General features: G+C 58.9%; 16 protein-coding genes and 3 pseudogenes. 8 read left to right on the top strand and 11 right to left on the bottom strand.

Features of this window, described 5'->3' with window-relative positions:
- Positions 1-764: 764 nt before the first annotated feature.
- Positions 765-1,607 carry a tetratricopeptide repeat protein gene (locus AWB82_RS29625; protein WP_086972888.1) on the bottom strand — a complete coding sequence of 281 codons (843 nt, stop codon included), beginning with the start codon at positions 1,605-1,607 and terminating at the stop codon, positions 765-767.
- Between the two features lie 193 nt (positions 1,608-1,800).
- Positions 1,801-2,256, bottom strand: a pseudogene (gene ku / locus AWB82_RS29620) (non-homologous end joining protein Ku); the annotation flags it as partial.
- Between the two features lie 251 nt (positions 2,257-2,507).
- Between ku and ligD the strand changes: the two are divergent.
- Positions 2,508-5,018: a DNA ligase D gene (gene ligD, locus AWB82_RS29615; protein ID WP_086972887.1), complete on the top strand. Its 2,511-nt coding sequence runs from the start codon at positions 2,508-2,510 to the stop codon at positions 5,016-5,018.
- A gap of 510 nt (positions 5,019-5,528) precedes the next feature.
- Here ligD and arsB read toward each other — a convergent pair.
- Positions 5,529-6,602 (bottom strand): ACR3 family arsenite efflux transporter, encoded by a 1,074-nt coding sequence (gene arsB / locus AWB82_RS29610; protein ID WP_086972886.1) that lies wholly within the window; start codon positions 6,600-6,602, stop codon positions 5,529-5,531.
- A 26-nt stretch (positions 6,603-6,628) separates the two neighbouring features.
- A pseudogene (locus AWB82_RS29605) lies at positions 6,629-7,120 on the bottom strand (arsenate reductase ArsC); the annotation flags it as partial.
- A 198-nt stretch (positions 7,121-7,318) separates the two neighbouring features.
- Here AWB82_RS29605 and AWB82_RS29600 point away from each other — a divergent pair.
- On the top strand, positions 7,319-7,660 hold the full coding sequence (locus tag AWB82_RS29600) for an ArsR/SmtB family transcription factor (RefSeq protein WP_086972885.1): 342 nt from the start codon (positions 7,319-7,321) through the stop codon (positions 7,658-7,660).
- 115 nt (positions 7,661-7,775) lie between these two features.
- Here AWB82_RS29600 and AWB82_RS29595 read toward each other — a convergent pair whose 3' ends face one another.
- The 3 genes from AWB82_RS29595 to arsH are packed head-to-tail and all read right to left on the bottom strand — an operon-like array spanning position 7,776 to position 9,287.
- Positions 7,776-8,249 (bottom strand): ArsI/CadI family heavy metal resistance metalloenzyme, encoded by a 474-nt coding sequence (locus tag AWB82_RS29595; RefSeq protein ID WP_086972884.1) that lies wholly within the window; start codon positions 8,247-8,249, stop codon positions 7,776-7,778.
- On the bottom strand, positions 8,250-8,588 hold the full coding sequence (locus AWB82_RS29590; protein ID WP_086972883.1) for an ArsR/SmtB family transcription factor: 339 nt from the start codon (positions 8,586-8,588) through the stop codon (positions 8,250-8,252). It abuts the gene before it with no gap.
- Positions 8,589-8,597: 9 nt separating this feature from the next.
- Positions 8,598-9,287, bottom strand: coding sequence for an arsenical resistance protein ArsH (arsH, locus tag AWB82_RS29585; protein WP_456061743.1), 690 nt, complete (start codon positions 9,285-9,287; stop codon positions 8,598-8,600).
- Positions 9,288-9,531: 244 nt separating this feature from the next.
- Here arsH and AWB82_RS29580 point away from each other — a divergent pair, with 244 nt between their 5' ends.
- The 3 genes and pseudogenes from AWB82_RS29580 (at position 9,532) to arsN2 (ending at position 12,017) form a co-directional block, all read left to right on the top strand.
- The gene (locus tag AWB82_RS29580) at positions 9,532-10,233 is read left to right on the top strand and encodes a hypothetical protein (protein WP_143756913.1); all 702 of its coding nucleotides are present in this window, start codon (positions 9,532-9,534) and stop codon (positions 10,231-10,233) included.
- A gap of 14 nt (positions 10,234-10,247) precedes the next feature.
- Positions 10,248-11,500: pseudogene (locus tag AWB82_RS29575) on the top strand (MFS transporter).
- A gap of 34 nt (positions 11,501-11,534) precedes the next feature.
- Positions 11,535-12,017 carry an arsenic resistance N-acetyltransferase ArsN2 gene (gene arsN2, locus AWB82_RS29570; RefSeq protein ID WP_086972881.1) on the top strand — a complete coding sequence of 161 codons (483 nt, stop codon included), beginning with the start codon at positions 11,535-11,537 and terminating at the stop codon, positions 12,015-12,017.
- Between the two features lie 1,107 nt (positions 12,018-13,124).
- Here arsN2 and AWB82_RS29565 read toward each other — a convergent pair.
- The 4 genes from AWB82_RS29565 to imuA all read right to left on the bottom strand — a co-directional run bounded on the left by AWB82_RS29565 (position 13,125) and on the right by imuA (position 19,267).
- Positions 13,125-13,436 (bottom strand): hypothetical protein, encoded by a 312-nt coding sequence (locus AWB82_RS29565; RefSeq protein ID WP_086972880.1) that lies wholly within the window; start codon positions 13,434-13,436, stop codon positions 13,125-13,127.
- 571 nt (positions 13,437-14,007) lie between these two features.
- On the bottom strand, positions 14,008-17,154 hold the full coding sequence (locus AWB82_RS29555; RefSeq protein ID WP_086972878.1) for an error-prone DNA polymerase: 3,147 nt from the start codon (positions 17,152-17,154) through the stop codon (positions 14,008-14,010).
- 12 nt (positions 17,155-17,166) lie between these two features.
- Positions 17,167-18,630: a Y-family DNA polymerase gene (locus AWB82_RS29550; protein ID WP_086972877.1), complete on the bottom strand. Its 1,464-nt coding sequence runs from the start codon at positions 18,628-18,630 to the stop codon at positions 17,167-17,169.
- Complete coding sequence (gene imuA, locus AWB82_RS29545; protein ID WP_086972876.1) at positions 18,554-19,267, bottom strand: translesion DNA synthesis-associated protein ImuA; 714 nt, start codon at positions 19,265-19,267, stop codon at positions 18,554-18,556. Before imuA ends, AWB82_RS29550 begins: the two co-directional genes overlap by 77 nt.
- An 88-nt stretch (positions 19,268-19,355) precedes the next feature.
- On the opposite strand from imuA, the gene AWB82_RS29540 reads away from it, so the two are divergent.
- The 3 genes from AWB82_RS29540 (at position 19,356) to AWB82_RS29530 (ending at position 21,076) form a co-directional block, all read left to right on the top strand.
- Entirely contained in the window at positions 19,356-19,637 is a 282-nt protein-coding gene (locus AWB82_RS29540; protein ID WP_086972875.1) for a hypothetical protein, read from the top strand.
- A 98-nt stretch (positions 19,638-19,735) separates the two neighbouring features.
- Positions 19,736-20,080 (top strand): hypothetical protein, encoded by a 345-nt coding sequence (locus AWB82_RS29535; protein ID WP_086972874.1) that lies wholly within the window; start codon positions 19,736-19,738, stop codon positions 20,078-20,080.
- Between the two features lie 36 nt (positions 20,081-20,116).
- The gene (locus AWB82_RS29530; protein WP_086972873.1) at positions 20,117-21,076 is read left to right on the top strand and encodes an SOS response-associated peptidase family protein; all 960 of its coding nucleotides are present in this window, start codon (positions 20,117-20,119) and stop codon (positions 21,074-21,076) included.
- The last annotated feature ends 82 nt before the right edge of the window (positions 21,077-21,158 follow it).

Here is a 21,158-nt window from a genome sequence, read left to right as displayed (position 1 = left end):
CAGTGCGGGCTACTCGAGTTCAATTTCAAGTCGCTTCCTGAAACACTGAGCACTAACCGAACACAACGAGGAAAACTGAACTGTAGCCCGGACTTCATCAGGTGCCATATCTCGTTGGGTGCGTTGATAACTGGCGTTCGAGAAGCCATCCGGCGTCCACCGTTAAAAGCCAGAGTTCGGTCGTCCCCCCAGGAAGCACGAGCGCTCCAAATCGCTCAAAAGCCTGCGACCGACGCCGACGTTCGCGTTAGCTTCTCTGAACGCGAACGACCGAACCAGACCTGTGTTGCCGAAGCGTTGGACGCCGACACAGCCCAGAACGTGTTGTTCTTCGTCGACAGCAATCAGGAAACCCTCGAGATGCTCCGGCTCCAAATCTGATACTGGAAGTCCGCGCCGATGTAACAGTGTGCGGACCGCGTTTATGTCGCTAGGTACAGCCTTCCTAAGTTCCATAAGGGAACTCCCCTCATGAGGGTCGCTCAGTTAATCGACACTTTCATCCTAATGCCTCCAGTCAGCCGGCTCCCATGGAGTCGGAAAGTGCGCTGCTCGCAAACTCCTTACGATGATGTCACGGTTTTGCCAGTTATATGCCCCGAGTCAATCGCAAGAACAATCGCCGCCCGGCCCGCTGCCGACAAACCGATGCAAGCGCAGCCTCATCACCGTCAGCTAGAACTAAGCGCACTGACGGCGAGTAGCATTTGCGATGCTCTCTAGACGGATGCCCGATGGTGTGAATTAGCATGGCAAAGACTCGCTCAGTTGTTTAATCGTCGGTATGCGCTCAAATGCCGGATAAGGCCGCGTCGGTCGCCGCGCTTGTCGAGGAGAATCGCGAGGTTGTGATGTGCATCTGCGTATTCCGGGTCGAGCGCGAGGCACTGCTCATAGCTTTGCTTTGCCTCATCAAACCGCCCCATGGTGTCGAGAGCCACCGCTCGATTGAAGTGCAAGATTGCATCGCCCGGAAAGTGCTTGAGCGCTTCGTCGAAAACGCGCAACGCTTCTCCGCATTGATGCTCCTGCTCGCAACGCAGAGCGCCCAAATCAACGTAAGCCGCGTAAAACGGCTCGGGCGATAGCTCAATCGCTCGTCGGTAGTTGCGCTCAGCCACATCTGGCTCTGTCCTCACTAGCTTTTCGGCCAGTTCGTAACGCTCTTGCGCTTGGGCGGTTGCAAGGCCCTTGTGCGCAGGGGTTGCGTCCAACAGTACGACGTCGCCCGCGACCTCTGCGACCTCGAAGTCCAACAGCATCTGACCTGTCACCGCATCCCACCGCGTCGGCCCGGTCTTAACAACAATGGCGTCGCCTTCGGCGGCGATGCGGATGCCGGACAAGGGCAGCTCATCAGGAAGGTCGCGCTTGAGTCGTGCGAGCGCCTCGCGCAGCTTACGCGGTGTCGCCTTCGTGGTACGCAATTGGAGCGCCGTTCGCAGAAGAACGACGTCTTGGAACGAAAAGCGCAACGCATTGCGGGGCCCTCGAGTCGGTGTTACGACGCCGAGCTCGATGAGACCGTCCACCACGCCCCTCGACACGCCCAGCATAGACTGGAGTTTCGCAAGTGAGACGTGATGCGATACTTCGCGCTTACTCACTTGCGAGCACGCACTCTCGCCGGGGCTTCGGGCCTACCTTCGGCGCTCGGGCGGCTGGTTTCCGCGTTTTAGGAACTGCAGGCTCCTCGACCGCTTCGACAGCCTTGGCTGCTGTCTATCGCTTCGGCGCTGTCTTCGCTTTGTCAGTGCCTTGGGAGAGACTTGCTCGCAAGGCCTCCATGAGGTCAATGGCCTGAACAATTCGCGTCTTGCCTTTGTACGACCATTTTGCGAGAGCACATCTTCCGGTCTCGGCAAGCGCCTGCTGCAGGAGGCTGTATGGCTTCCCACCGCGTTTATCAGGCGCAATGAAATACGCTTTGTCGTAAAACACGGGGTCGACTGACTTTTCTGGGACGAATGAGACTATCTCAACGACATGACTTGCGCCTTCCTCCAGCGCCTTCAATTCGTCGCCGGTGAACACGACGTACCGGTCTTTCTCGAACTGATAGCCCTTCTGCATGGATGCCCGCTCGACGACCTGCCCAGTGGACTCCGAGACGTACTGCTGTTTCACACGCGAGCCGTCGGGGCCCAGTAGGTTGAACCGAATGTCAGACGAGCTTTCCGTCGCGGAGTACAGTCGAACCGGAATAGAGACCAGTCCAAAGGACAGGGAAAGCGACGCAATCGAGCGAGCAACCATGAGCTTCTCGCAGCCGGCTGTGAGCCTTTCGCCGGACGAAAAGGATGAAATCGTCGCCCACGGCCGCTAGGGCGTGCAAACAGGATAGCACCCGGTGTGCCGCAGCTGGACCAGCAGCCGCGATGAGGGCCATTCTGCCTATCGGGGTCACGCAAAGGTGTCCGGCATGTCGCTTGCTGCGCCGGCTCGTTGAAAACTTGCGCGAGGTGGCGCGTTGGGCTTGGTCACCGCTCTGCTGACGGACCGCCATCATGATTTCTACTCGTGACACGAACTCGCCGCCGCTGGCCCGCTACGGGAAGAAACGGGATTTCAGCCGCACGCCCGAGCCGTCCGCCCGGACCAGCGACACGAGTTATGGTACTGGTAGCCTCAGATTCGTTATCCAGAAGCACTGGGCGAGCCGTCTGCACTACGACTTTCGACTCGAGTTCGATGGCGTGCTGTTGTCGTGGGCGGTACCCAAAGGTCCATCCTACGACCCTGGGAAGAAGCAGATGGCGGTGCATGTAGAGGACCATCCCGTCGATTACGCTGCCTTCGAAGGCACCATCCCTCCAAAGCAATACGGTGCCGGCACTGTAATCGTGTGGGACCGAGGAACGTGGGAGCCGGTAGGCGACGTGGCCAGATGGATGGAAACAGGCAAGCTAGTCTTTCGCCTGCACGGTGAAAAGCTCGCCGGCCTATGGGAGCTGGTGCGCATATCGAAGGCCGGCGACAAGCAAGACCAGTGGATGCTCTTCAAAAAGCGCGACGAGTGGGCTCGGCCACTCGCAGAATACGACGTCATTAAGGCGCTTCCGGATAGCGTAATCGCGAATCCGCTCGGGCTCATTGAAGTACGTGAGCCGAGGGCAGCGCGACGCTCGCGCGCGGCCGAATCCGAGATTGACCTGTCTGCCGCAATACGAGCGCCGCTGCCTGCAAAGCTGGAGCCACAGCTGGCCACGCTTGCTGACTCTCTCCCTGCCGTGGGCGACTGGATAACTGAAACGAAGCTGGACGGCTATCGCCTCCTTGCCCGGATTGATAAGAAGCGCGTGAAAATGTTCACGCGAAACGGCCACGACTGGACTGCAAAGTTTGCGACGCTCGCTGCCGAGCTGTTGGAGCTCCCGCTTTCAAGTGCCTGGATTGACGGCGAGATTGTCGTGCTCAAGGATGGCATTCCCAGCTTCTCAGCACTCCAGGATGCCATTGACGGCGCCAAGAATCAGGAAATTATCTTCTTCCTTTTTGACCTGATGTATATCGACGGGGACGACCTTAGAAAAGTGCCGCTCTGGGCAAGGCGAGCACGACTAGCACAGCTTCTTGAAGACTCGGGCGAACACCTGTTGTTCAGTCAAAATTTCGACGCGCCGCCCGCACAGGTCTTTCAGGCTGCTGCAGGACTGGGCTTGGAGGGCCTGATGCTCAAAAGGCGCGATGCGCTCTATGAGTCGGGACGGACGCAAACGTGGCTCAAAGCGAAGACACGCTTGAGACAGGAGCTCGTTATTTGCGGCATGACCGCACGTGGCGGCAACGATGGGGAAGTCGGCAGCTTGTTGCTCGGTTATTACGTCGGCAGCAAGCTTCATGATGCAGGAAGCGTCGGGACTGGATGGAATTCTAAAACCGCACGAGACCTTTGGCACCGCCTCGCGCCTCTCGAGGTTGACGCGACGCCGTTTGACACACGTGTCAAGAAGCCCGGACGATGGTCTAGGCGTGCAGCCGGCAGCGAGAGGTGGGTTCAACCAACTTTGGTCGCAGAGGTAGAGTTTGCAGAATGGACGGCGGAAGGTGTAGTAAGGCAAGCATCATTTATCGGGTTACGTCTAGACAAGACTGCTCGTAGCGTCGTCCGTGAGGGTGGAAAGACACAAGCCCCCGAGCCGCCGCCGCAACCGAAGATTACCCATCCCGAGCGCGTTATCGATTCGTCGGCGTCTATCACAAAGGCCGACCTTGTTCGATATTACGCGAGTGTTGCGGAGCGGATGCTACCTCACCTCAAAGACCGGCCTGTCGCGCTTGTTCGCGCGCCGGACGGTGTTGCTGGTAACCTCTTTTTCCAAAAGCATGCCGAGCGCACAGCGATGCCTGGCCTGACTGCTCACAGTCGCGATTTGTGGCCAAAGCATCCGCCGTTACTGACGGTCGATACGGCGGAGGCATTGCTGAGCGCGGCTCAGATGAACACTGTCGAATTCCATACTTGGAACTCGGTGGTCCGTCGGCTTGATGCGCCTGACAGGGTCATCTTCGACTTAGACCCCGGTGAAGGCGTGAAGTGGAATCACGTCCAGGAGGCGGCAATGCTCGTTCGCACCCTGCTGTTCGAGTTAGGTATCAAGGCTTGGCTCAAGACAAGTGGCGGCAAAGGGTTGCATGTCGTCGTCCCGCTGGCTCCGCGAATGGACTATGCGAAGGTGAAGGCTTTCTCGCAATCGTTCGTTCGACATCTTGCCAAGACTATTCCTGAACGCTTTTCGGCGGTGTCTGGGCCATCCAATCGAATCGGCAAAATCTTTGTCGACTACCTGCGCAATGGGAAAGGACAAACAACCGCTTCGGCGTTCTCTGCTCGGGCTCGGCCTGGAATGGGCGTTTCGATGCCGGTCGCTTGGGAGCAGCTTAGCGACCTTAAAAGCGGTGCTCAGTGGAACGTTCAGACTGCGCGTGAGTATTTGAGCTTTCAGTCGACCGACCCATGGATGGAATTCTGGTCTACCGGGCATTCGCTCGCAGCGGCAATCAAGCGCCTGCCATAGGTGCGCGGGCCGAGACACTCTTGCTTCTTCTTCAGGTTAAGCACCTCTCGTTCGCGTACTTGCCTTGTTCTTGTGAATGCCCTTCGGTGAAGTTGAGCCTCGCCTTATCCTATGCGGGGCCTTCAGACACGTTCCAAAGCATCGTGAGATGCCCCTCGGAGCCAGCGTCGCCCGTCAGCCGTTCGTCTCAGGGCGCTAACTTCGCCACCCTGTCCGGTATCTCAAGACTATCCCACAGTACCGGTTGTCCCATGACCGCTGCCATTGATGTCCGAACAGTCATGCGGCAGTCCACCAAGGAAGTGGCCTGCCTTGAGTATACGTTGCGTGAACGGCCATGACTTGGCAGCGAGGTGGGCATTTCGAAAAACTGCCTGTCGGCTAGAAAGATTCTCGAGCAAATATTTCCGGGCAGCACAGCTATGAGTGCAACACACGCTGTCGAATGCCAGAGTGTGCATCCTCTCGCGAAGGAAGTCGGCCGTCCCGAGGCGGTCATCTGAGGAATATTTACGTCTCTCGTTGGTACCAGCGCCGAGACGAGTTGACGACCTTCACCACGGCTAGCATCACCGGCACTTCGATGAGCACACCCACCACTGTGGCCAGGGCCGCGCCCGACTTCAGGCCAAACAAGCTTATCGCGGTCGCGACTGCGAGCTCGAAGAAATTCGACGCGCCAATCAGACATGATGGAGCAGCAACGTCATGGGGGACGCCCAATCTCCGGTTCGCCAAGTACGCGAGCGTCGAGTTGACGACCACCTGAATCAGGATGGGCACAGCGAGAAGCAGGATGACCACCGGCTGCGCAATGATTTGCTCGCCCTGGAACGCAAAGAGCAGCACGAGCGTCAACAGGAGCGCGGCGATGGAGAACGGGCCAATCTTCGACAGGGCCTGCTGGAAGGCCTGCTCGCCCTGACGCAGCAGAGCCTTGCGGACAATCTGGGCAATGATGACGGGGATGACGATGTAGAGCACCACCGAGGTCAGCAATGTATCCCAAGGCACCACAATGTTCGAGATGCCGAGCAGCAGACCCACGACCGGGTCAAACGCGAACACCATAATCAGGTCGTTCAACGCAACTTGGGACAGCGTGAAGTACGGGTCGCCTTTCGTCAGTTGACTCCAGACGAAGACCATCGCTGTGCAAGGCGCTGCAGCCAAAAGAATCAGGCCGGCGACGTAGCTGTCGAGCTGGTCAGCAGGCAGCAGCGACGCGAATACGTGCCGCACGAAGACCCATGCCAGAAACGCCATCGTGAACGGCTTGACCGCCCAGTTGATGACCAGCGTTACGCCAATGCCTTTCAGCTGCGTTCGAACCTTGCCGAGCGATGCGAAGTCAATGCGCAACAGCATCGGAATAATCATGACCCAAATCAGAATCCCGACGGGGATGTTGACGTGGGCGAATTCCAGCGTAGATACGGTGTGGACAGCGCCGGGCAACAACTTGCCGAGAACGATGCCGACCACAATGCACAGCGCGACCCACACGGACAGATAGCGCTCGAAAAAACCGATGCCGCTCGGTGCCCGGCGAGCGGCCTTCGCGGCCGTTTGACTGTCTGCCATTGGTACTCTCCCTTCTCGCGCAGCGACGTCCCGATGTTCTGCATTTCCTGCTGGACGGCAACACGGTCCAGTTTTTCGAGTGGCAGATTCGCGAAGAGGTCGATGCGCTTCTTCATCTGCACGTAGGCCTGCAGGAATGCCTTGCGCTTGGCGTCGTCAGAGCCTTCGACCGTCGAGGGGTCGGGTACGCCCCAGTGTGCTTTCGCAGGGTGACCGGGCCAAATCGGGCATACCTCGCCGGCTGCGTTGTCGCAGACAGTAAAAATGAAATCGACTTGCGGTGCGCCGTCTTCAGCGAATTCGTCCCAGCTCTTGCTGCGCAGCCCTTCGGTCGAAATCCCCTGTGAACGCAGCAGGTCAAGCGCAAAAGGGTTCGGAGCCGTCCCGGGATGGCTGCCGGCGCTATAGCCCACGAAGCGGTCGCTCGCGAGTTCATTCAGTGCCGCTTCCGCCAGAATGGAGCGTGCGGAATTGTGAGTACAGAGGAATAAGACGTTGTACTTGCGGTGTTCTGTCACAGACTTCTCCTGACGACGCGTGGCCGCGGTGGGATTGTTAGCTCTATATCTCCAATATAATGGAACCGTTGTAACGCAGCAAGCGCGGGTGCAATGTGCGTTCGTCACAAGCAGCCGTGCCATCCGTCGACTGCGGTACCGCCCGGCGCCGGCGGCGCCGCGTTAGAATCGGCACATAACCTTGAAAGACAGAGCCTTATGAAGGAAAAAGACGCCATCAAAGCTTTGGCCGCGCTCGCACAGCCGACGCGCCTGGCTATTTTTCGCCTGCTGGTCACCGCCGGGCCGGAGGGTCTCAACGTCGGAGTCATCCAAGAGCACTTGGACCTGGCTAGCGCGACGCTCTCCTTCCATCTGAAGGAGCTGACGCACGCTGGCCTCGTAACGTCTCGCCAGGAGGGGCGCTTCGTGTACTACGGACCCGAAATCGAGCACATGAACGACCTGGTTGGCTTCCTGACCGAGAACTGCTGCCAGGGAGTAGACTCGGTTGCATGCAAGTCCGCCAAGAGAGTGAAGTGCAAGCCCGTGACCGCATGAACAGGCGCTTAATACGGTAGGCCGGGCAGGAATACACTTCCATCATCCGCAACAATATCCAACTGCAACGGCCGCCTCGTAACCTCGGGCGGCCGTTTGCTTTTGTCGCCGCGAATCAGCAGCAGCCGACTTTTTTCTCAATCACAGCTGGAATCGACGTAACCGGGGCACAGCAGGCCCCGCCAGCGTCAGGAGCGGCCGACTCCCGGCTGTCCGCTCCGAACATCGGGATGCCGCCGAGCGTGTGATACGTTTCCCACGGCACGCCCGCCGGGTCCTGCGCCCAGTATTTGTTCGAATTTGCGTAGCAGCACTGCGCGCCGGGCTGGTCCTGTACCACGACGCTGCCGGCGACAACCTGCTCGCGAAGAGCGGTCAACTCCTCGTCGCTGTCGACTTGAAACCCCAAGTGATTGACACCTACTTCTCCGCCACGCGCCGAAATGGCGAAGTTCATGCGCGGGTCCTCAAGCATCCACTTCGCGTAATCGTCCTTGAGCACTGACGGTTCCGCGCCGAACATGCTGCTATAGAAACGCACGCTTTCGTCAAGCCTCGGGACAACAACGTGCACGTGAAATCGCTTCATTTACGCCTCCGTTTCGTTGGTCGCGCAGCCGCATTGTTCTGCTTGCTCCGCCGCGCAGCAGTTTTCCATCAGGAAATCCATGAGCGTCTGCATGTGGTCATAGCTGGCGCAATAGATGATGAACCGGCCCTGGCTCTTGCCCTCGATGAGCTCCGCGTGTGCCAGCTCCTTCAGATGGAATGACAGCGTCGGCGCGGGGAGCCCCAGCTTTTCGGCAATGGCGCCCGGACTCATACCCGAGCGTCCCGCTGTGACCAGAAGGCGGAAGACCGCGAGACGGGTTTCATGTGCGAGCGCTGCCAGCGCCTTGACTGCGAGCTTCGAATCGAGGGTTGTCATGACGTGCCTTTATTGGTTGCTCGTCTGCACTTCTTTGCGGGAACGGTCAGCGATTGCCCGGGAAGCCAAGTCTGTCGCAGGGTCGAGCGGACGGTCTTCCTTCACGCGTTCGCTGTACCGGTCTACGAGATAGTCGGCACGACCGCGAAGCAGCAGCGTGAACTTCACGAGTTCTTCCATCACGTCGACCAGGCGGTCGTAGTAGGACGACGGTTTCATGCGGCCATCCTCTTCGAACTCTTCGAACGCCTTGGCAACCGACGACTGATTGGGGATGGTGAACATACGCATCCATCGTCCGAGCTGCCGCAGTTGATTGACAGAGTTGAACGACTGCGAACCGCCACTAACCTGCATGACGGCAAGCGTGCGTCCCTGCGTCGGACGGATGCCGCCGCTGACCAGCGGCAGATGGTCAATCTGCGTCTTTATCAGACCGGTGATGGTGCCGTGGCGCTCCGGGCTGCACCAAACGTGCCCCTCTGACCAGAGCGACAGCTCGAGCAGTTCCTTCACCTTGGGATGGTTCTTCACGTCGATGTCGTCCGCGTGGGGCAGACCCCGCGGGTCGAAAATTCGCGTTTCCGCGCCGAACGTCTGCAACAGGCGAGCGGCTTCCTCGACGAGCAATCGCGAGTACGAGCGCTCACGGAGCGAACCGTAGAGCAGCAAAATCCTGACCGGCGGTTGCCCCTCCATATCAAGGCGTGCAGCAATATCCGTGTCGAAAAAATCTGTCTTGGCGGCCGGAAAGCTCCGGTCGCCATTGATTGCATGAACTGTCATCTCATCACTCTGCTATTTGACATTTCCAATTATATGGAGGCATTCGGCCCATTCAGGGCGCTTTGCGGCGCTTAGCCAATACGACCTTCCTCGCTTCGTTGCTTGCATTCTACAACATTTCCGGTATTCTAGAAATATGAAATCTTGGGAGGCAGCCATGGACTGCGTAGACCAGGTATCGACCGGTTCGCTCTTGCCAGCATCGGGAGGATGGCATTGCCGTTCCATGCAGGGATTCATCATGTTGATGGCCCACGGGCGAACCGCTCGCGCAACGACACATCCTGCCGGCGGTCGCGGCACGGCCAAGTCATGGTGCGAGTCGCTCTCAACAGACGTGGCAATGGCGTTTGAGTTGCAGACCGGATACGCGACCTCAGCGATTGCACTGCCAGCGGCGGTTGATGGCAAGCTCGAGCTTGCGCGATTCCTGTCTGCGAATGGCTCGGCCGCTGCTGTCCTTGTCATGGATGCACAAGTCTTGAGCCGTGTGTGGCCGCTGTGTGACTGGAAGACACCGTTGCTGCGGGTCCGCAATCGCCTCGCCGACGAAGGGTCTAAGTTTTTTGTCGCATTGACCACGCGTCATGAGAAAGGCGATGTCACTGCGACGATTGCGCGCCTGAGAGACGGGCTCATCGCGCTACGCGTTCAGCGGTATTGCGAACGGGAAGGAATCGGCTTTCTCGGCGCCGTCCTGACGATTCCGCCACTGGCTGCGACGCACCGTAGCGGCCCCCTCCAAGAGCGCGTCGGCACTGTAATCGCCCACAGGCTCGCTTCAACTACATTCTTTTGCTGCGACGCGTTTCGCACCGGCGCTGCCGGCGGCAACACACTGAGCGAGATGAGAGGCTGAAGAAATTGAGCACGATTTCGAGTCAGGACGAGACCGCAAGTGGTGAGACCGCACCAACGGAAAGTCAGGACACGCTTGTGACGTGGGCCTTGGCGGTGGCTCAACTTGTTTCCTGGGGTTCTGTCTACTATTCCTTTTCCCTATTGGTTGTGCCCATGGAGCAGACCATGGGCTGGAGCCGGACGGCAATGAACGCCGCGCTCTCGGTAGGGTTACTGGTTTCAGGATTCGCTGCCTATCCCATCGGGCGCTGGATTGACCATGGATTGGGGCGCCGCATCATGTCCGTCGGGTCGGTAATCGCCGCGGCCATGTTGTTGCTCTGGGCAGGCGCGCATTCGCTGACGGTCCTCTTCGTTGTATGGATAGGCCTCGGGATTTCAATGGCTGCCACCTTCTACGACCCCGTCTTTGCCGTTGTAACGCACCGGTATCCACGAAGCTTCCGAAACAAAATCACGCTCATTGCGCTGGTGGCTGGGTTCGCCAGTACGGTTTTTATTCCGTTGACCCAGTTCCTCGTTGGCTCAGTCGGGTGGCGCACGTCGCTTGTTGTCCTGGCTGCATTGGACCTCCTCGTCTGCCTTCCTATCCACGTGGTGGCAATCCGTTCTTCGAAAGCTGACGCGGGAGTACGGCGGACCAGTGCCGAGGTCAAACTGGCGAATGATGCGGCTACGCGCCGCGCGCTTCGTTCGCCAATTTTCTGGGCGCTCGCTGTCTGCTTCACTGCCTACTACGCGACGTTCGCGGCACTCACATTTCATCTGGTGCCGCTCATGGTCGAGCGCGGCGTATCGAACGCCGTGCTGGTAACCACAATGGCGCTCATCGGACCCGCACAGGTTGCCGCACGGGCCGTCTGGTTCACCTTCGGTCGCACGGTTCATGTTAGTACCGTGGGCATCATCATCGTGACGCTATTCCCGCTCTCGACCGTTATTCTGATAGGTGCAGGTCATTCGGCCGCAATGCTTTGGTTATTCGCGCTTTGCTACGGCGCTGCGAATGGCATGATGCCATCCTCCGCGGCACCATCGTGCAGGACCTGATGTGGACCGAAGGCTACGGTGCAGTCAGCGGCATGCTTTCGTTTCCGTCGAATGTCGCCAAGGGAATAGCCCCGATTGCCGCGGCCAGCATCTGGAGCTTTACCCACGGTTATCGAGCTGTTGAGTAGACCGTGTTCCTTGTTTCGATGCTGTCAGCAATCGCATTCTTCGTGGCAGTTCGGGTCAGCCGTCACACGGCAACTAGAACCGCCTGATGCCGCTTCCAAATCGTAAAAGACAACACCGACTATGAACATACGTGCCGCGCGAACCGAAGACCTCGATGCCATTGCGGCATTGCTCGCAGAGAACGGGTTGTCGGCTTCCGATGTAACCCCCGACCAGTTGCGCGATTTTGCCGTCGCAGAAGATGCCCACGGGCCAGTAGTCGGCAGCGTTGGCCTAGAGGGGTTTGGAGCTGAGGCGTTGCTGCGGTCACTGGCGGTTGCAAAGCCTGAACGCAGCGCCGGGCTGGGAACCAAACTGCTCCTCCATGCGGAATACATGGCGCTGACCTTGGGCGTATCGGATTTATGGCTGGTCACGACGACGGCCACAGACTTTTTTCGGCGGGCTGGCTACTTACCAGTCGCTCGCCCGAGCGCGCCGACCGGACTTCAGTCCAGCACGCAGTTTGCTCAACTCTGTCCAAGTACCGCTGTCTGCATGAAAAAGAAGCTGAAACCCAATCGTGCACGAGACCCTGCCGTCGACAAGACCGCGAAGCATTAGCCGAGCCTATCGGTCGAACTGAAGGCAGCCTCTGCGAAGCTGCGCAATCAACGGAGATGAGATGGCAAATGAGACGCGGCGCTCTCATTTGGGACATCCGGCCCGAGCGTGGCAGGGGCGGGTCAGTTACAACGGTTTCGAGACGCTGGACGCGCTTCTAAGAATTTAACCCTTCGCCTGGCGCAACATCCGGAATCCCAAAGGCAACCGCGATGCTGGCGCATAAGGAAGCATCGCTGATGACCCTTTTTGGATAAGCGGTGGAGAGCGCGGCGGCGAATTCAGCCGAGCACACTGACGCCGACCGCCATGCACGATTGAATGGATGTCACGGTTGCTTCCCTAGCGCGACTCGGTTGTCGCCGGGCGCCATTTCGGACTTCGTGCGCCGCGAGGACTTCGACCGGCGCGCCGTTGCGGTCCGGACGAGATGGGCCGGCTCCACTCGCATGTACCACGACCACCACGCGAAGTGGTAAAACCAAAGAAACCAGCCGCAGGCACCGGTCTGGCAACGCCGAGGAACTCCCTCGGTCGGAAAGCTCTTCAGGTCGCGGTGCCCCATGGACCGCCCCGACGAAAACCCAGAGTAACGCCAAGACAAGGGTCGGCAGAGATAACAGGCAGGCCGTACCGAACACGATGGCCGGCGGGCAGATTTCGACGTCCGAGCGCGACTTCATCACAGAGCTCGCGAAAAACCTCAGAGGTCTTTAGGCGATACCATTCAGAACTCAGGCGCAGTCGCTCCGGTCCATCTGTCGAAGTTGACGCCGGCGAGCGTAAATCGGCCCGAAGAGCATCTTTGAGAATCGACCGCTTCCCTTGTAGCCCGAACTCGGGCGTCGGTGGAAATGAGTCCGCCGTCGCGACGGTGCGTCCGCCTTCGCGCCATCTGGGGCAAGGTCCAGATGCTCGAGCGCGTCGATGACCGAGACAAGGTTCAGCCAATCAACCCCTTCGCGCGTCCGCCGACCTGAGCGGAGGCCACCCATCTAGGCCCGTCGCGTGCGACGGGCCTAGATGAGGACGCATTCCGTGCACAGAACAACGGGCAATATAGAGTTCCGCAGCTGGTAGACGACAGCCCTCACATGGAGCTAGGGCTCAGTCTTCGATTTCGTGTTCGTCGTCGGCTGGTTCGACAAACTCCATGTGATTCTCAGCAATCTCGACGCGGATTTCTTCTGGGTCGTCCTCGAATTCAAGAGTATTCGGTGGCGTAGCGACAACCCTGAAATCGTACCCGAGGGCACTCACGTCGGCGACGTATTCACCGTCGTCGTCGCGCATAAGGTCATCGTCCAGCATCGAGCGCTTCTCTGTATGGAAGTCCTTTGCCGTCAAGACAATGCGCTCCTCTTCCTGAGTGTCCACTTCGACTACTATTAGCACGGCATCGCCAGAGAGTTCGAGCATATGGCCTCCAGAAGTGACTACCTCTCGGACCTAGGCAGCGCGGCAGAGTTTCAATCCTCGGGACAGAATTACAGCCACCCAACCGCCGACCGGAATCGGGAATCGCGCGCCCACTTGGTTGAAGGAAGGTTAGCCCTTTTTGCTTCGGATATGGGCGTCGGACCTCATCGACTTCCTCGCAATGCTCAGCGCGGCAAGCTGGTTCCTGCTGAGCCGAGTATTTTGTCGAACGACTCCCTAGCTTGCTGAAGCTCCGACATCGCAACCGCGAAACGGGCTAGCAGCAAGGTAGGCGGAGCGTCGCCCGGCTCCCTGTTGTAATGCTCTTCAAGAGCAACGGAAGCGGACTGCACCTCGCGAGCGGCCTCCCCCACCCGTGCTGCGTCTGCAGTCTCGTCACGCTTTCCTTCGCTTCGATTCATTGTTCTGCTCAAATAGATGCGCGTCGTTCGTCGCAACATGTTCTCAATGATGCTACAAAAGACCCGGTGATTCGCGCAGGACCGAACTGTAACGTTGATGGGCCGCAGGCAGCGGTCGGCCGCACCTCGTTCGGCCATCACCACGTGTCTCAGCAGAAGTTACGACTTACTGTGTTCAGTCCGCCCAGTAGGTGCGACATATCGACCAGCCGTTGTGCAACCAGATGGCGAACTTCGCCTTCGCACTGCCACGTCCCATAGACGCCCAACAAGGCTGCTCCAAGTGCTTCCCGTCGCTGCCGTTCCAGCAATGACGGCCATATGATGACGTTCACGTTCCCGGTCTCATCTTCGATGGTGACGAACATGACGCCTTTCGCAGTGCCTGGTCGCTGACGCACCGTAACCAGTCCGCATCCGCGAGCGAGTCGACCATTTCGATAGGTCATCAGCGTTGAGGCTGGCATCAGTCGTTGCTCGAGCAGTGCCGGGCGCAGCAAAGAAAGCGGATGGCGCCCAAGCGTGAGTCCCGTCGAGTTGTAGTCAGCAACGATAGTCTCAGCCTCCAACGGCGCGCCGAGCACCGGCGTCTCGTCGTCAATACGAGCTTCGGCAAGGATGTCGCGGTCCGGGACCGCCGCAACGGATTGCCAAAGCGCTTCCCGCCGATTTCCCGCCAGCGACGAAAGCGCATTTGCTGCAGCAAGGACCTGCAAGTCGCGACGGTCGAGTTGCGCGCGTCTCGCGAGGTCACTGACACTCGAGAATGGCTTGACGGCTCGAGCTGCTTCAATACGTTCTGCCGCGCCGTCCTTCATCCCTTTCAGCAGTGACAGGCCAAGGCGAACCGCCATCTCTGAATTTGTTTGCTTCTCGAGCACCGAATCCCATCCGCTGATGGTGACATCTACGGGAACGACCTTCACTCCGTGACGCGTCGCGTCCTGCAACAGCTGCGACGGTGAATAGAAGCCCATCGGCTGACTATTCAGCATCGCAGCGAGGAATGCGGCCGGCTCGTGGCATTTGAGCCAACTGCTTGCATACACGAGCAGCGCGAAACTCGCCGCGTGGCTCTCCGGAAAGCCGTACTCGCCGAAGCCTTTGATTTGCTCAAAAATGGCTTCTGCGAAGTCCTTCTCATATCCACGCTCCTGCATTCCGAGGACGATGCGGTCGTAGTATTTCTCGAGTCCGCCTTTGCGCTTCCATGCGGCCATGGCGCGACGGAGTTGGTCCGCTTCGCCTGGCGTAAAACCAGCAGCCAGGATGGCGACCTGCATGACCTGCTCTTGAAAGATTGGCACGCCAAGCGTTCGCCCGAGTGCAGTCTTCAAGGCATCGCTGGGGTAAGTCACCGGCTCGAAGCCTTGCCGCCGCCTCAAATACGGATGGACAGCGCCACCTTGAATTGGCCCTGGCCGTACGATGGCCACCTCGATGACCAGGTCGTAGAACTCGCGCGGCTTCATGCGAGGCAGCATGCTCATCTGCGCGCGCGACTCGATTTGAAAGACGCCGACTGTATCGGCGCGCGAAATCATGTCGTATGTCGCATTGTCCTCCGCGGGAATGTCCTGCATCTCAAACCGCTCGCCGCGCTGTTCAGAAACGATGTCCAGCGTGCGACGGATAGCGGACAGCATGCCGAGAGCAAGTACATCTATCTTCAATAGGCCTAAGGCCTCGAGGTCATCCTTGTCCCACTGGATTGCACTTCGGTCGACCATAGCTGCGTTCTCGACGGGCACCAAGCGCGTCAGCTTGCCTCGACTGATAACGAAGCCACCGGAGTGCTGCGACAGGTGTCGGGGAAAGTTAAGAATTTGAGCCGCCAACTTTGCCCACAAATCGATAAGTGGATTCTCAGGGTCCAGGCCCGATTCGGCGAACCGACGCAACAGGTCCTGCGAATGGTCGAACCACTGGTGCGACTTCGCAACCTTATCGACGATTTGCGGGTCAATGCCGAGCGCTTTCCCAGTCTCTCGAAGCGCGCCACGCGGACGATAGGTTGAGACCGCAGCGGCGATGGCAGCCCGGTCTCGCCCGTACTTGCGATAGATGTATTGGATGACCTCTTCGCGTCGCTGGTGCTCGAAGTCAACGTCGATGTCGGGCGGTTCGCCGCGCTCCTTTGAAATGAAACGCTCGAACAGCATATTTCCTCGAGACGGGTCGACCTCCGTAACGCCGAGGCAGTAGCACACCGCGCTATTCGCGGCTGAGCCTCGGCCTTGACACAGAATGTGCTGACTGCGTGCGAAGCGCACGATGTCGTACACCGTCAGAAAGTAAGCTTCGTATCGGAGCTCACGAATGAGGTGCAACTCGTGCTCGATTTGCTCCTGAACCGCGTGTGGGATGCCGGTCGGGAAACGTCGATGCGCGCCGATATAAGTCTCCTGTCTTAAATACGCCTCGTGTGTGAAGCCGTCCGGCACCAGCTCGTCCGGGTACTCGTATCGAAGCTCGTCCAAGGAGAAGTTGCAGCGCTCGAGGATATTGAGCGTCTCGGACAGCGTATGCGCAGGGTACAGGTTCGCCAGCCGCAGTCGCGAACGTAGATGGCCTTCCGCGTTGGGTGCGAGGTCATAGCCACATTCCGCGACCGGTTTTCCAAGGCGAATGGCGGTCATCGTATCTTGTAGTGGCTTTCTTGACCGTACATGCATGACGACGTTTCCGGTCGCCACAACTGGGACGCGATACCGGTCAGCTACGTATTCGACAGCCCCGCGATGAATGTCATCCATCGCGCGCTGGTGCAAGGTCAGTCCCACCCATGCGCGCTCCGCAAACACATCATTCATCCACTCGAGCTGGGCAGCCAGGGCGTCTTCTTTCGCAGGGAAATTTGGTACTAGAATGGCAAGGCAGTCGGGCATGCCTCTGAGATGCGCGTAGCCTCTCTCGGGCTTTGAGATGTCATGCGGCGTCAGCAGGTATTCGCCCTTCGCCGCCCGCATGCGTCCCAACGTGATGAACTCGGATAGGTTGCCGTACCCGTTGCGATTTTGAGCGAGCAGAATAAGACCGAACGCCGGACTCTTGTCCGCATTTACGAGTTGAAAGAACGACCCGATGATGAGCGGAAGCTTCTCCTCTTTCGCCTGTACATGAGCGCGGACTACGCCGGCCAACGAACACTCATCGGCGACGGCAAGTCCCGAATATCCAAGCTGCGAAGCACGCAACACCAGTTCCTCGCCATGGGAGGCGCCGCGGAGAAAAGAGAAGTTTGTGAACGCGAATAGCTCCGCGTAATCCGGCAACGCCGACGAGGGGAAGTCCACGACGACACCTTGTTATCCGAAGAGGCCGTGGAGGAACCACCGTACTTCCTCCGTCTTCACGCTCGGGCGTTCACGGTAAATCCAATAGCAGCTTTTGTCGGTTGCCTCCGCGACGTAGTAATCGCGCGTGACTACATCGCCGTCATGCCAACCAGCCTCGATGCGCTCGCCAGTTGAAACCAGCTTGAGCGGCGAACCGTAGAACGGTCGATGGTTCTTCACCATGAGGCGAACGGGCTCGTCGAGCAACCAGGTCGGCCGCGGCAAACCCGCCGGCGGGACCGTCGGCTTCGCCTCGTCCTGCACCGGTACCCATCGATTCGCCTGTTCAGGCCTGTGGTCAGAGGTCGGCGCCGGCCGCAACACGTTCTCCGCACCAAGTCGCGCAACGAGGAGTTCGATGAGGCGATTGTGGTCTTCGGTAGACCCGCCAGGGTCGGGAAACAGCGAGTCGCTCGGCGGCTCGGCCGGCTCGACTTTGGAAGCCGTCAGTCGAACGGCAAGCACTGCAGCCGGCAGTTCCGTGCGTCCGAGCCGCTCCTTGAGCAAACGCACGAGGTGTTCCTCATGCCAGCTCGGCTCGGCAAGAGCGATTTCAAGGACGGTGGGCTCGACGGCTTGTCGGCCGCGTTCGTGCTCGAGGGATATGGTGGCGTGAGTCAGCGCGAGTTGCTGCGCGCTTAACCAACCGCAAAGCTGCACGATGAGGCGTCGGGCAGAGAAAAGCACGGCTTCGGCGTGTTCGACGCGGTCAGGCAGTTCAGTTCGGGCGCTGAAGGTTGGCGGTACCTCGAGCCACTGATAGAGCTCGGGCGAGAGGCCATAGGCACGGTCAAGAGAGTCAAGCAAATCCACACCGCACCTCTTCTTCAGCCCAGCACGCGGGAGGCGCCGGATGTCACTCAATGCTCGGCAACCGAGACCTTGAAACCAATCCGCGAACGCTCGGACCTCTTGCACGACCATGAAAGGAAGAGCATCGAGATTTCGTTCGAGCGAACGCATCTTCAGTACGCGGCATCGGCCTCGCTTGGCCAGCAGCCATGCGCCTTGCCCGGTTGGTGCAACGCTCATGCGGGCCGTCACGCCTATCGAGTTGACGACGCCTCGCAACTGCGAACAGATACAACGGACGCCGCCGAACAGACGCAGACTTGCGGTCACGTCCACGACGATGGTCTCTTCGTCGCAGACAGCAACCTGCGGCGAGAAGCGCAGTAAGCCGAAGGCGACCTCGCGCTGCACCTCCCGCTCGCGTTCCAAACTACGGTCATAGACCGCCGCGTCAGGCAACAGCGTCGTCACGCCGCCCCGCTTCATTTCCGGCAGGACACCAGCTTCCCGCGCTACTGCGTCCATCACAATCACCTTGTCGCGCTCCAGCACAACGCACCCGTGCTCAGTCGGCGGTGACCACCGCGGACGGAATACCTCCAGCGAAAGCCGGGGCAGGAAGATGGCGACGAACACGGCCATAAGGGCTGAGCAAAATTGGTGACGGTTGCAGGGCGACGGACAATGTTTCGGTTCGTGTCGGGCCTCGTCGCTTTAAAACATCGACGACGAGGCCGCCGTCAGCCGGTCTGACTCCCAGTCGGAGAACCGCAGGCGAAGCATCTTGGGCACTGGCCAGTGGTCTGATAAGCACCAGTAGCGTTTCCGTCGCCTGCGCGGCAAGGTGAAGCCGTCGCAGTGCCTCAGCCCGGATGTGCTGTTGCCAGAACACGAGGGCGCCGCAGGTTTTGGCCTGAAGTACGCGCTCGGCGCACCAGAGGGCGTCCGCTGTCTTCGGCGCCCGCAGCCTCAGCAGTTTGTTCATCGGCAGCCCGAGATACGAAAACGCCAACGCGTTGGGAACGTGCGGCGCCTGCAAAAGCACCACTGGTCGCGCACTCAATTCCGAGAGCGCGGGCCTCAAAAGTCGCATCTCGCCAATCCCTGGTTGCTGGACGAGCAACTCCACCAGTGTTCCCAATGGCCAGCCCCCGCCAGGCAGCTCGGCGCTCAGCGCCGCATATCCCGTGTCGACTGTCTTTCCATAGGCTCGGGCGAGCTGAGACCCGCGCCAGAGGCTCGGATGAATCGACTCGATGTGGTGAGGCAAGGCGGTCATTTCGCAAAATACTGTATGGATGTACAGTATCGTAACTCAAAATCTGAAGCAGTGAATTGCCCCTTTTAGGTGGCTACTGGAGATGCGAATGGATATGCTTGTGCGGAAGCATCCGATGCCGGAGATTGCGGATTTCGTCGCAAAGCTGCGTGACGCATTCGGCGATGCGACCATTGACGAGGCTATCGCGCGCGGCAGGGCCGGAGAGCAGACCTTTTTCGCGCAGGAAAGCGACCGAACGGTCGGCACGAGGTCGAATGACGATTTCAACCGCTGGGTCGCCGACCGCCCCGTGCGCAACCGGCATTATTGCAAGGGATGCGATGGCTCATGTGTTGGAACGGGCATGCGCTGCAGCCAGCGAACGTGATTGGACGGCCCCGACGGTTGATTCTCGCCGCCTCGTCCGCACCTCCGTTCAGATGGAATGAAGCCTGAAATAATCAAGCGGAACGAGCAGCCATAACGATGCACAAACTCGATATTGACAAAGTCCCGGGCTCACGCGCCGACCTGCTGTGTTTCCTGGTCGCGACTGTCGTTGCGTCTCATACACTCACATACGAGTGGCGGGTTGACCATCTCGTTGAGAGCTTTCGAATCTGGCTCGCGCGAAACGCCGTTTCGATGGACTGGCTCGACCGAGTGCTCCTCGGGCAGCTTGCGCTGAAGATTGCGAAGCGCGAGCTGAAAGACGCCGGCATCGCCGTTCGGCAGAGCGATGTGCAAGCTCTCTTCACTGGCGAGATGACGCTGAACCACGCGAGCACCGTGGTCCAGAAGATGATGAAGTTGTGCAAGGAATCGCTCTGACCTGTCCATCCACCGAAAGATGAACGGAGACATTGCATGTGCTACTCGGCGCAAATCCAGGCGGACTATCGCAAGTACGTGAAAACCTTCGGTGCGCACATGGACATCGAGGAATTTGCACGACTCTACTTCGAACGAGCCGACGGCAGCAAAGCGAAGATTCCGAAGGCCGTCGACGACAGTTTCCGCGACCCGCAGACTGACACTGAGCGGCAGATAAAGGCGTCCATCGACCGATTCAACGCGGAACAGGCGACGAAGCTCGAGCAAGAGCTTTTCAAACAACGCACTCGTCTCTCGGATGCCGAGCGTACGCTGCAATCAAAGGTGACCAAGGCCGCAACTGAAAGCAAGCGCATCGCGACGGACAAAATCGAAGCCTCGCTGCGTCGCCTTGAGGACATCAACCGAACGGACCCCCAACCACGCGACTCTCGGATTTTCCCTGGCGCCTATGCGCCTGTGCTCGTCATGGAAAACGGCGAATATGTGGTCAAGCCGATGCGCTATCAGTGCAGAATCGCTGGGAAGCCAGCCAACTATGATGTCAAGTATCCGGGGACCCATAACGCGCGACGCGACAACCTTGAGGGCTTCTGGAAGCCATGCTTCGGTTACACGCATGCAGTGATGCTCGTTGATGTGTTTTACGAAAACGTCAAGAAAGCGAAGTACGAGAATACGCTGCTCGAGAGACACGACGATGACGAAAACGTCGTTCTGGAATTCCGGCCAAGCAACGGTCAGCTGATGCACGTCGCCTGCTTATGGTCGCGCTGGCGCGCGCCTGGAGAACCCGACTTACTTTCTTTTGCCGCAATCACAGATGAGCCCCCACCGGAGGTTGAGGCCGCAGGCCACGACCGTTGCATTGTGCCCATCAAGGTGGAGAATATCGAATCGTGGCTGAATCCCGGTGTATCGGACTTAGAAGCGATGTATGCAATTTTAGATGATAGAGACAGGCCGTACTACGAGCATCGACTTGCAGCATAACGATGGGCGGCCTCAAAAGCGAGGTGCAACACTTATCTCGTATAAGGTGTTGCAATGCCCGACAAAACTACTTCATACCAGC

Source organism: Caballeronia glebae (genome assembly GCF_001545035.1).
In the GTDB taxonomy this organism is placed as follows: domain Bacteria; phylum Pseudomonadota; class Gammaproteobacteria; order Burkholderiales; family Burkholderiaceae; genus Caballeronia; species Caballeronia glebae.
The sequence above is the reverse complement of the archived record's forward strand: the minus strand, read 5'-3'. Positions and strand labels throughout refer to the sequence as shown.

Bases quoted from the DNA above. Each gene is read 5' to 3' on its own strand.
- arsH (WP_456061743.1), bottom strand. From the start codon at position 9,287: ATGGAGGGGCAACCGCCGGTCAGGATTTTGCTGCTCTACGGTTCGCTC.
- AWB82_RS29540 (WP_086972875.1), top strand. From the start codon at position 19,356: ATGGATATGCTTGTGCGGAAGCATCCGATGCCGGAGATTGCGGATTTC.
- imuA (WP_086972876.1), bottom strand. From the start codon at position 19,267: ATGACCGCCTTGCCTCACCACATCGAGTCGATTCATCCGAGCCTCTGG.
- AWB82_RS29550 (WP_086972877.1), bottom strand. From the start codon at position 18,630: ATGGCCGTGTTCGTCGCCATCTTCCTGCCCCGGCTTTCGCTGGAGGTA.
- arsB (WP_086972886.1), bottom strand. From the start codon at position 6,602: ATGGCAGACAGTCAAACGGCCGCGAAGGCCGCTCGCCGGGCACCGAGC.
- AWB82_RS29580 (WP_143756913.1), top strand. From the start codon at position 9,532: ATGGACTGCGTAGACCAGGTATCGACCGGTTCGCTCTTGCCAGCATCG.
- AWB82_RS29595 (WP_086972884.1), bottom strand. From the start codon at position 8,249: ATGAAGCGATTTCACGTGCACGTTGTTGTCCCGAGGCTTGACGAAAGC.
- AWB82_RS29565 (WP_086972880.1), bottom strand. From the start codon at position 13,436: ATGCTCGAACTCTCTGGCGATGCCGTGCTAATAGTAGTCGAAGTGGAC.
- AWB82_RS29590 (WP_086972883.1), bottom strand. From the start codon at position 8,588: ATGACAACCCTCGATTCGAAGCTCGCAGTCAAGGCGCTGGCAGCGCTC.
- AWB82_RS29530 (WP_086972873.1), top strand. From the start codon at position 20,117: ATGTGCTACTCGGCGCAAATCCAGGCGGACTATCGCAAGTACGTGAAA.
- ligD (WP_086972887.1), top strand. From the start codon at position 2,508: ATGATTTCTACTCGTGACACGAACTCGCCGCCGCTGGCCCGCTACGGG.
- AWB82_RS29535 (WP_086972874.1), top strand. From the start codon at position 19,736: ATGCACAAACTCGATATTGACAAAGTCCCGGGCTCACGCGCCGACCTG.
- arsN2 (WP_086972881.1), top strand. From the start codon at position 11,535: ATGAACATACGTGCCGCGCGAACCGAAGACCTCGATGCCATTGCGGCA.
- AWB82_RS29600 (WP_086972885.1), top strand. From the start codon at position 7,319: ATGAAGGAAAAAGACGCCATCAAAGCTTTGGCCGCGCTCGCACAGCCG.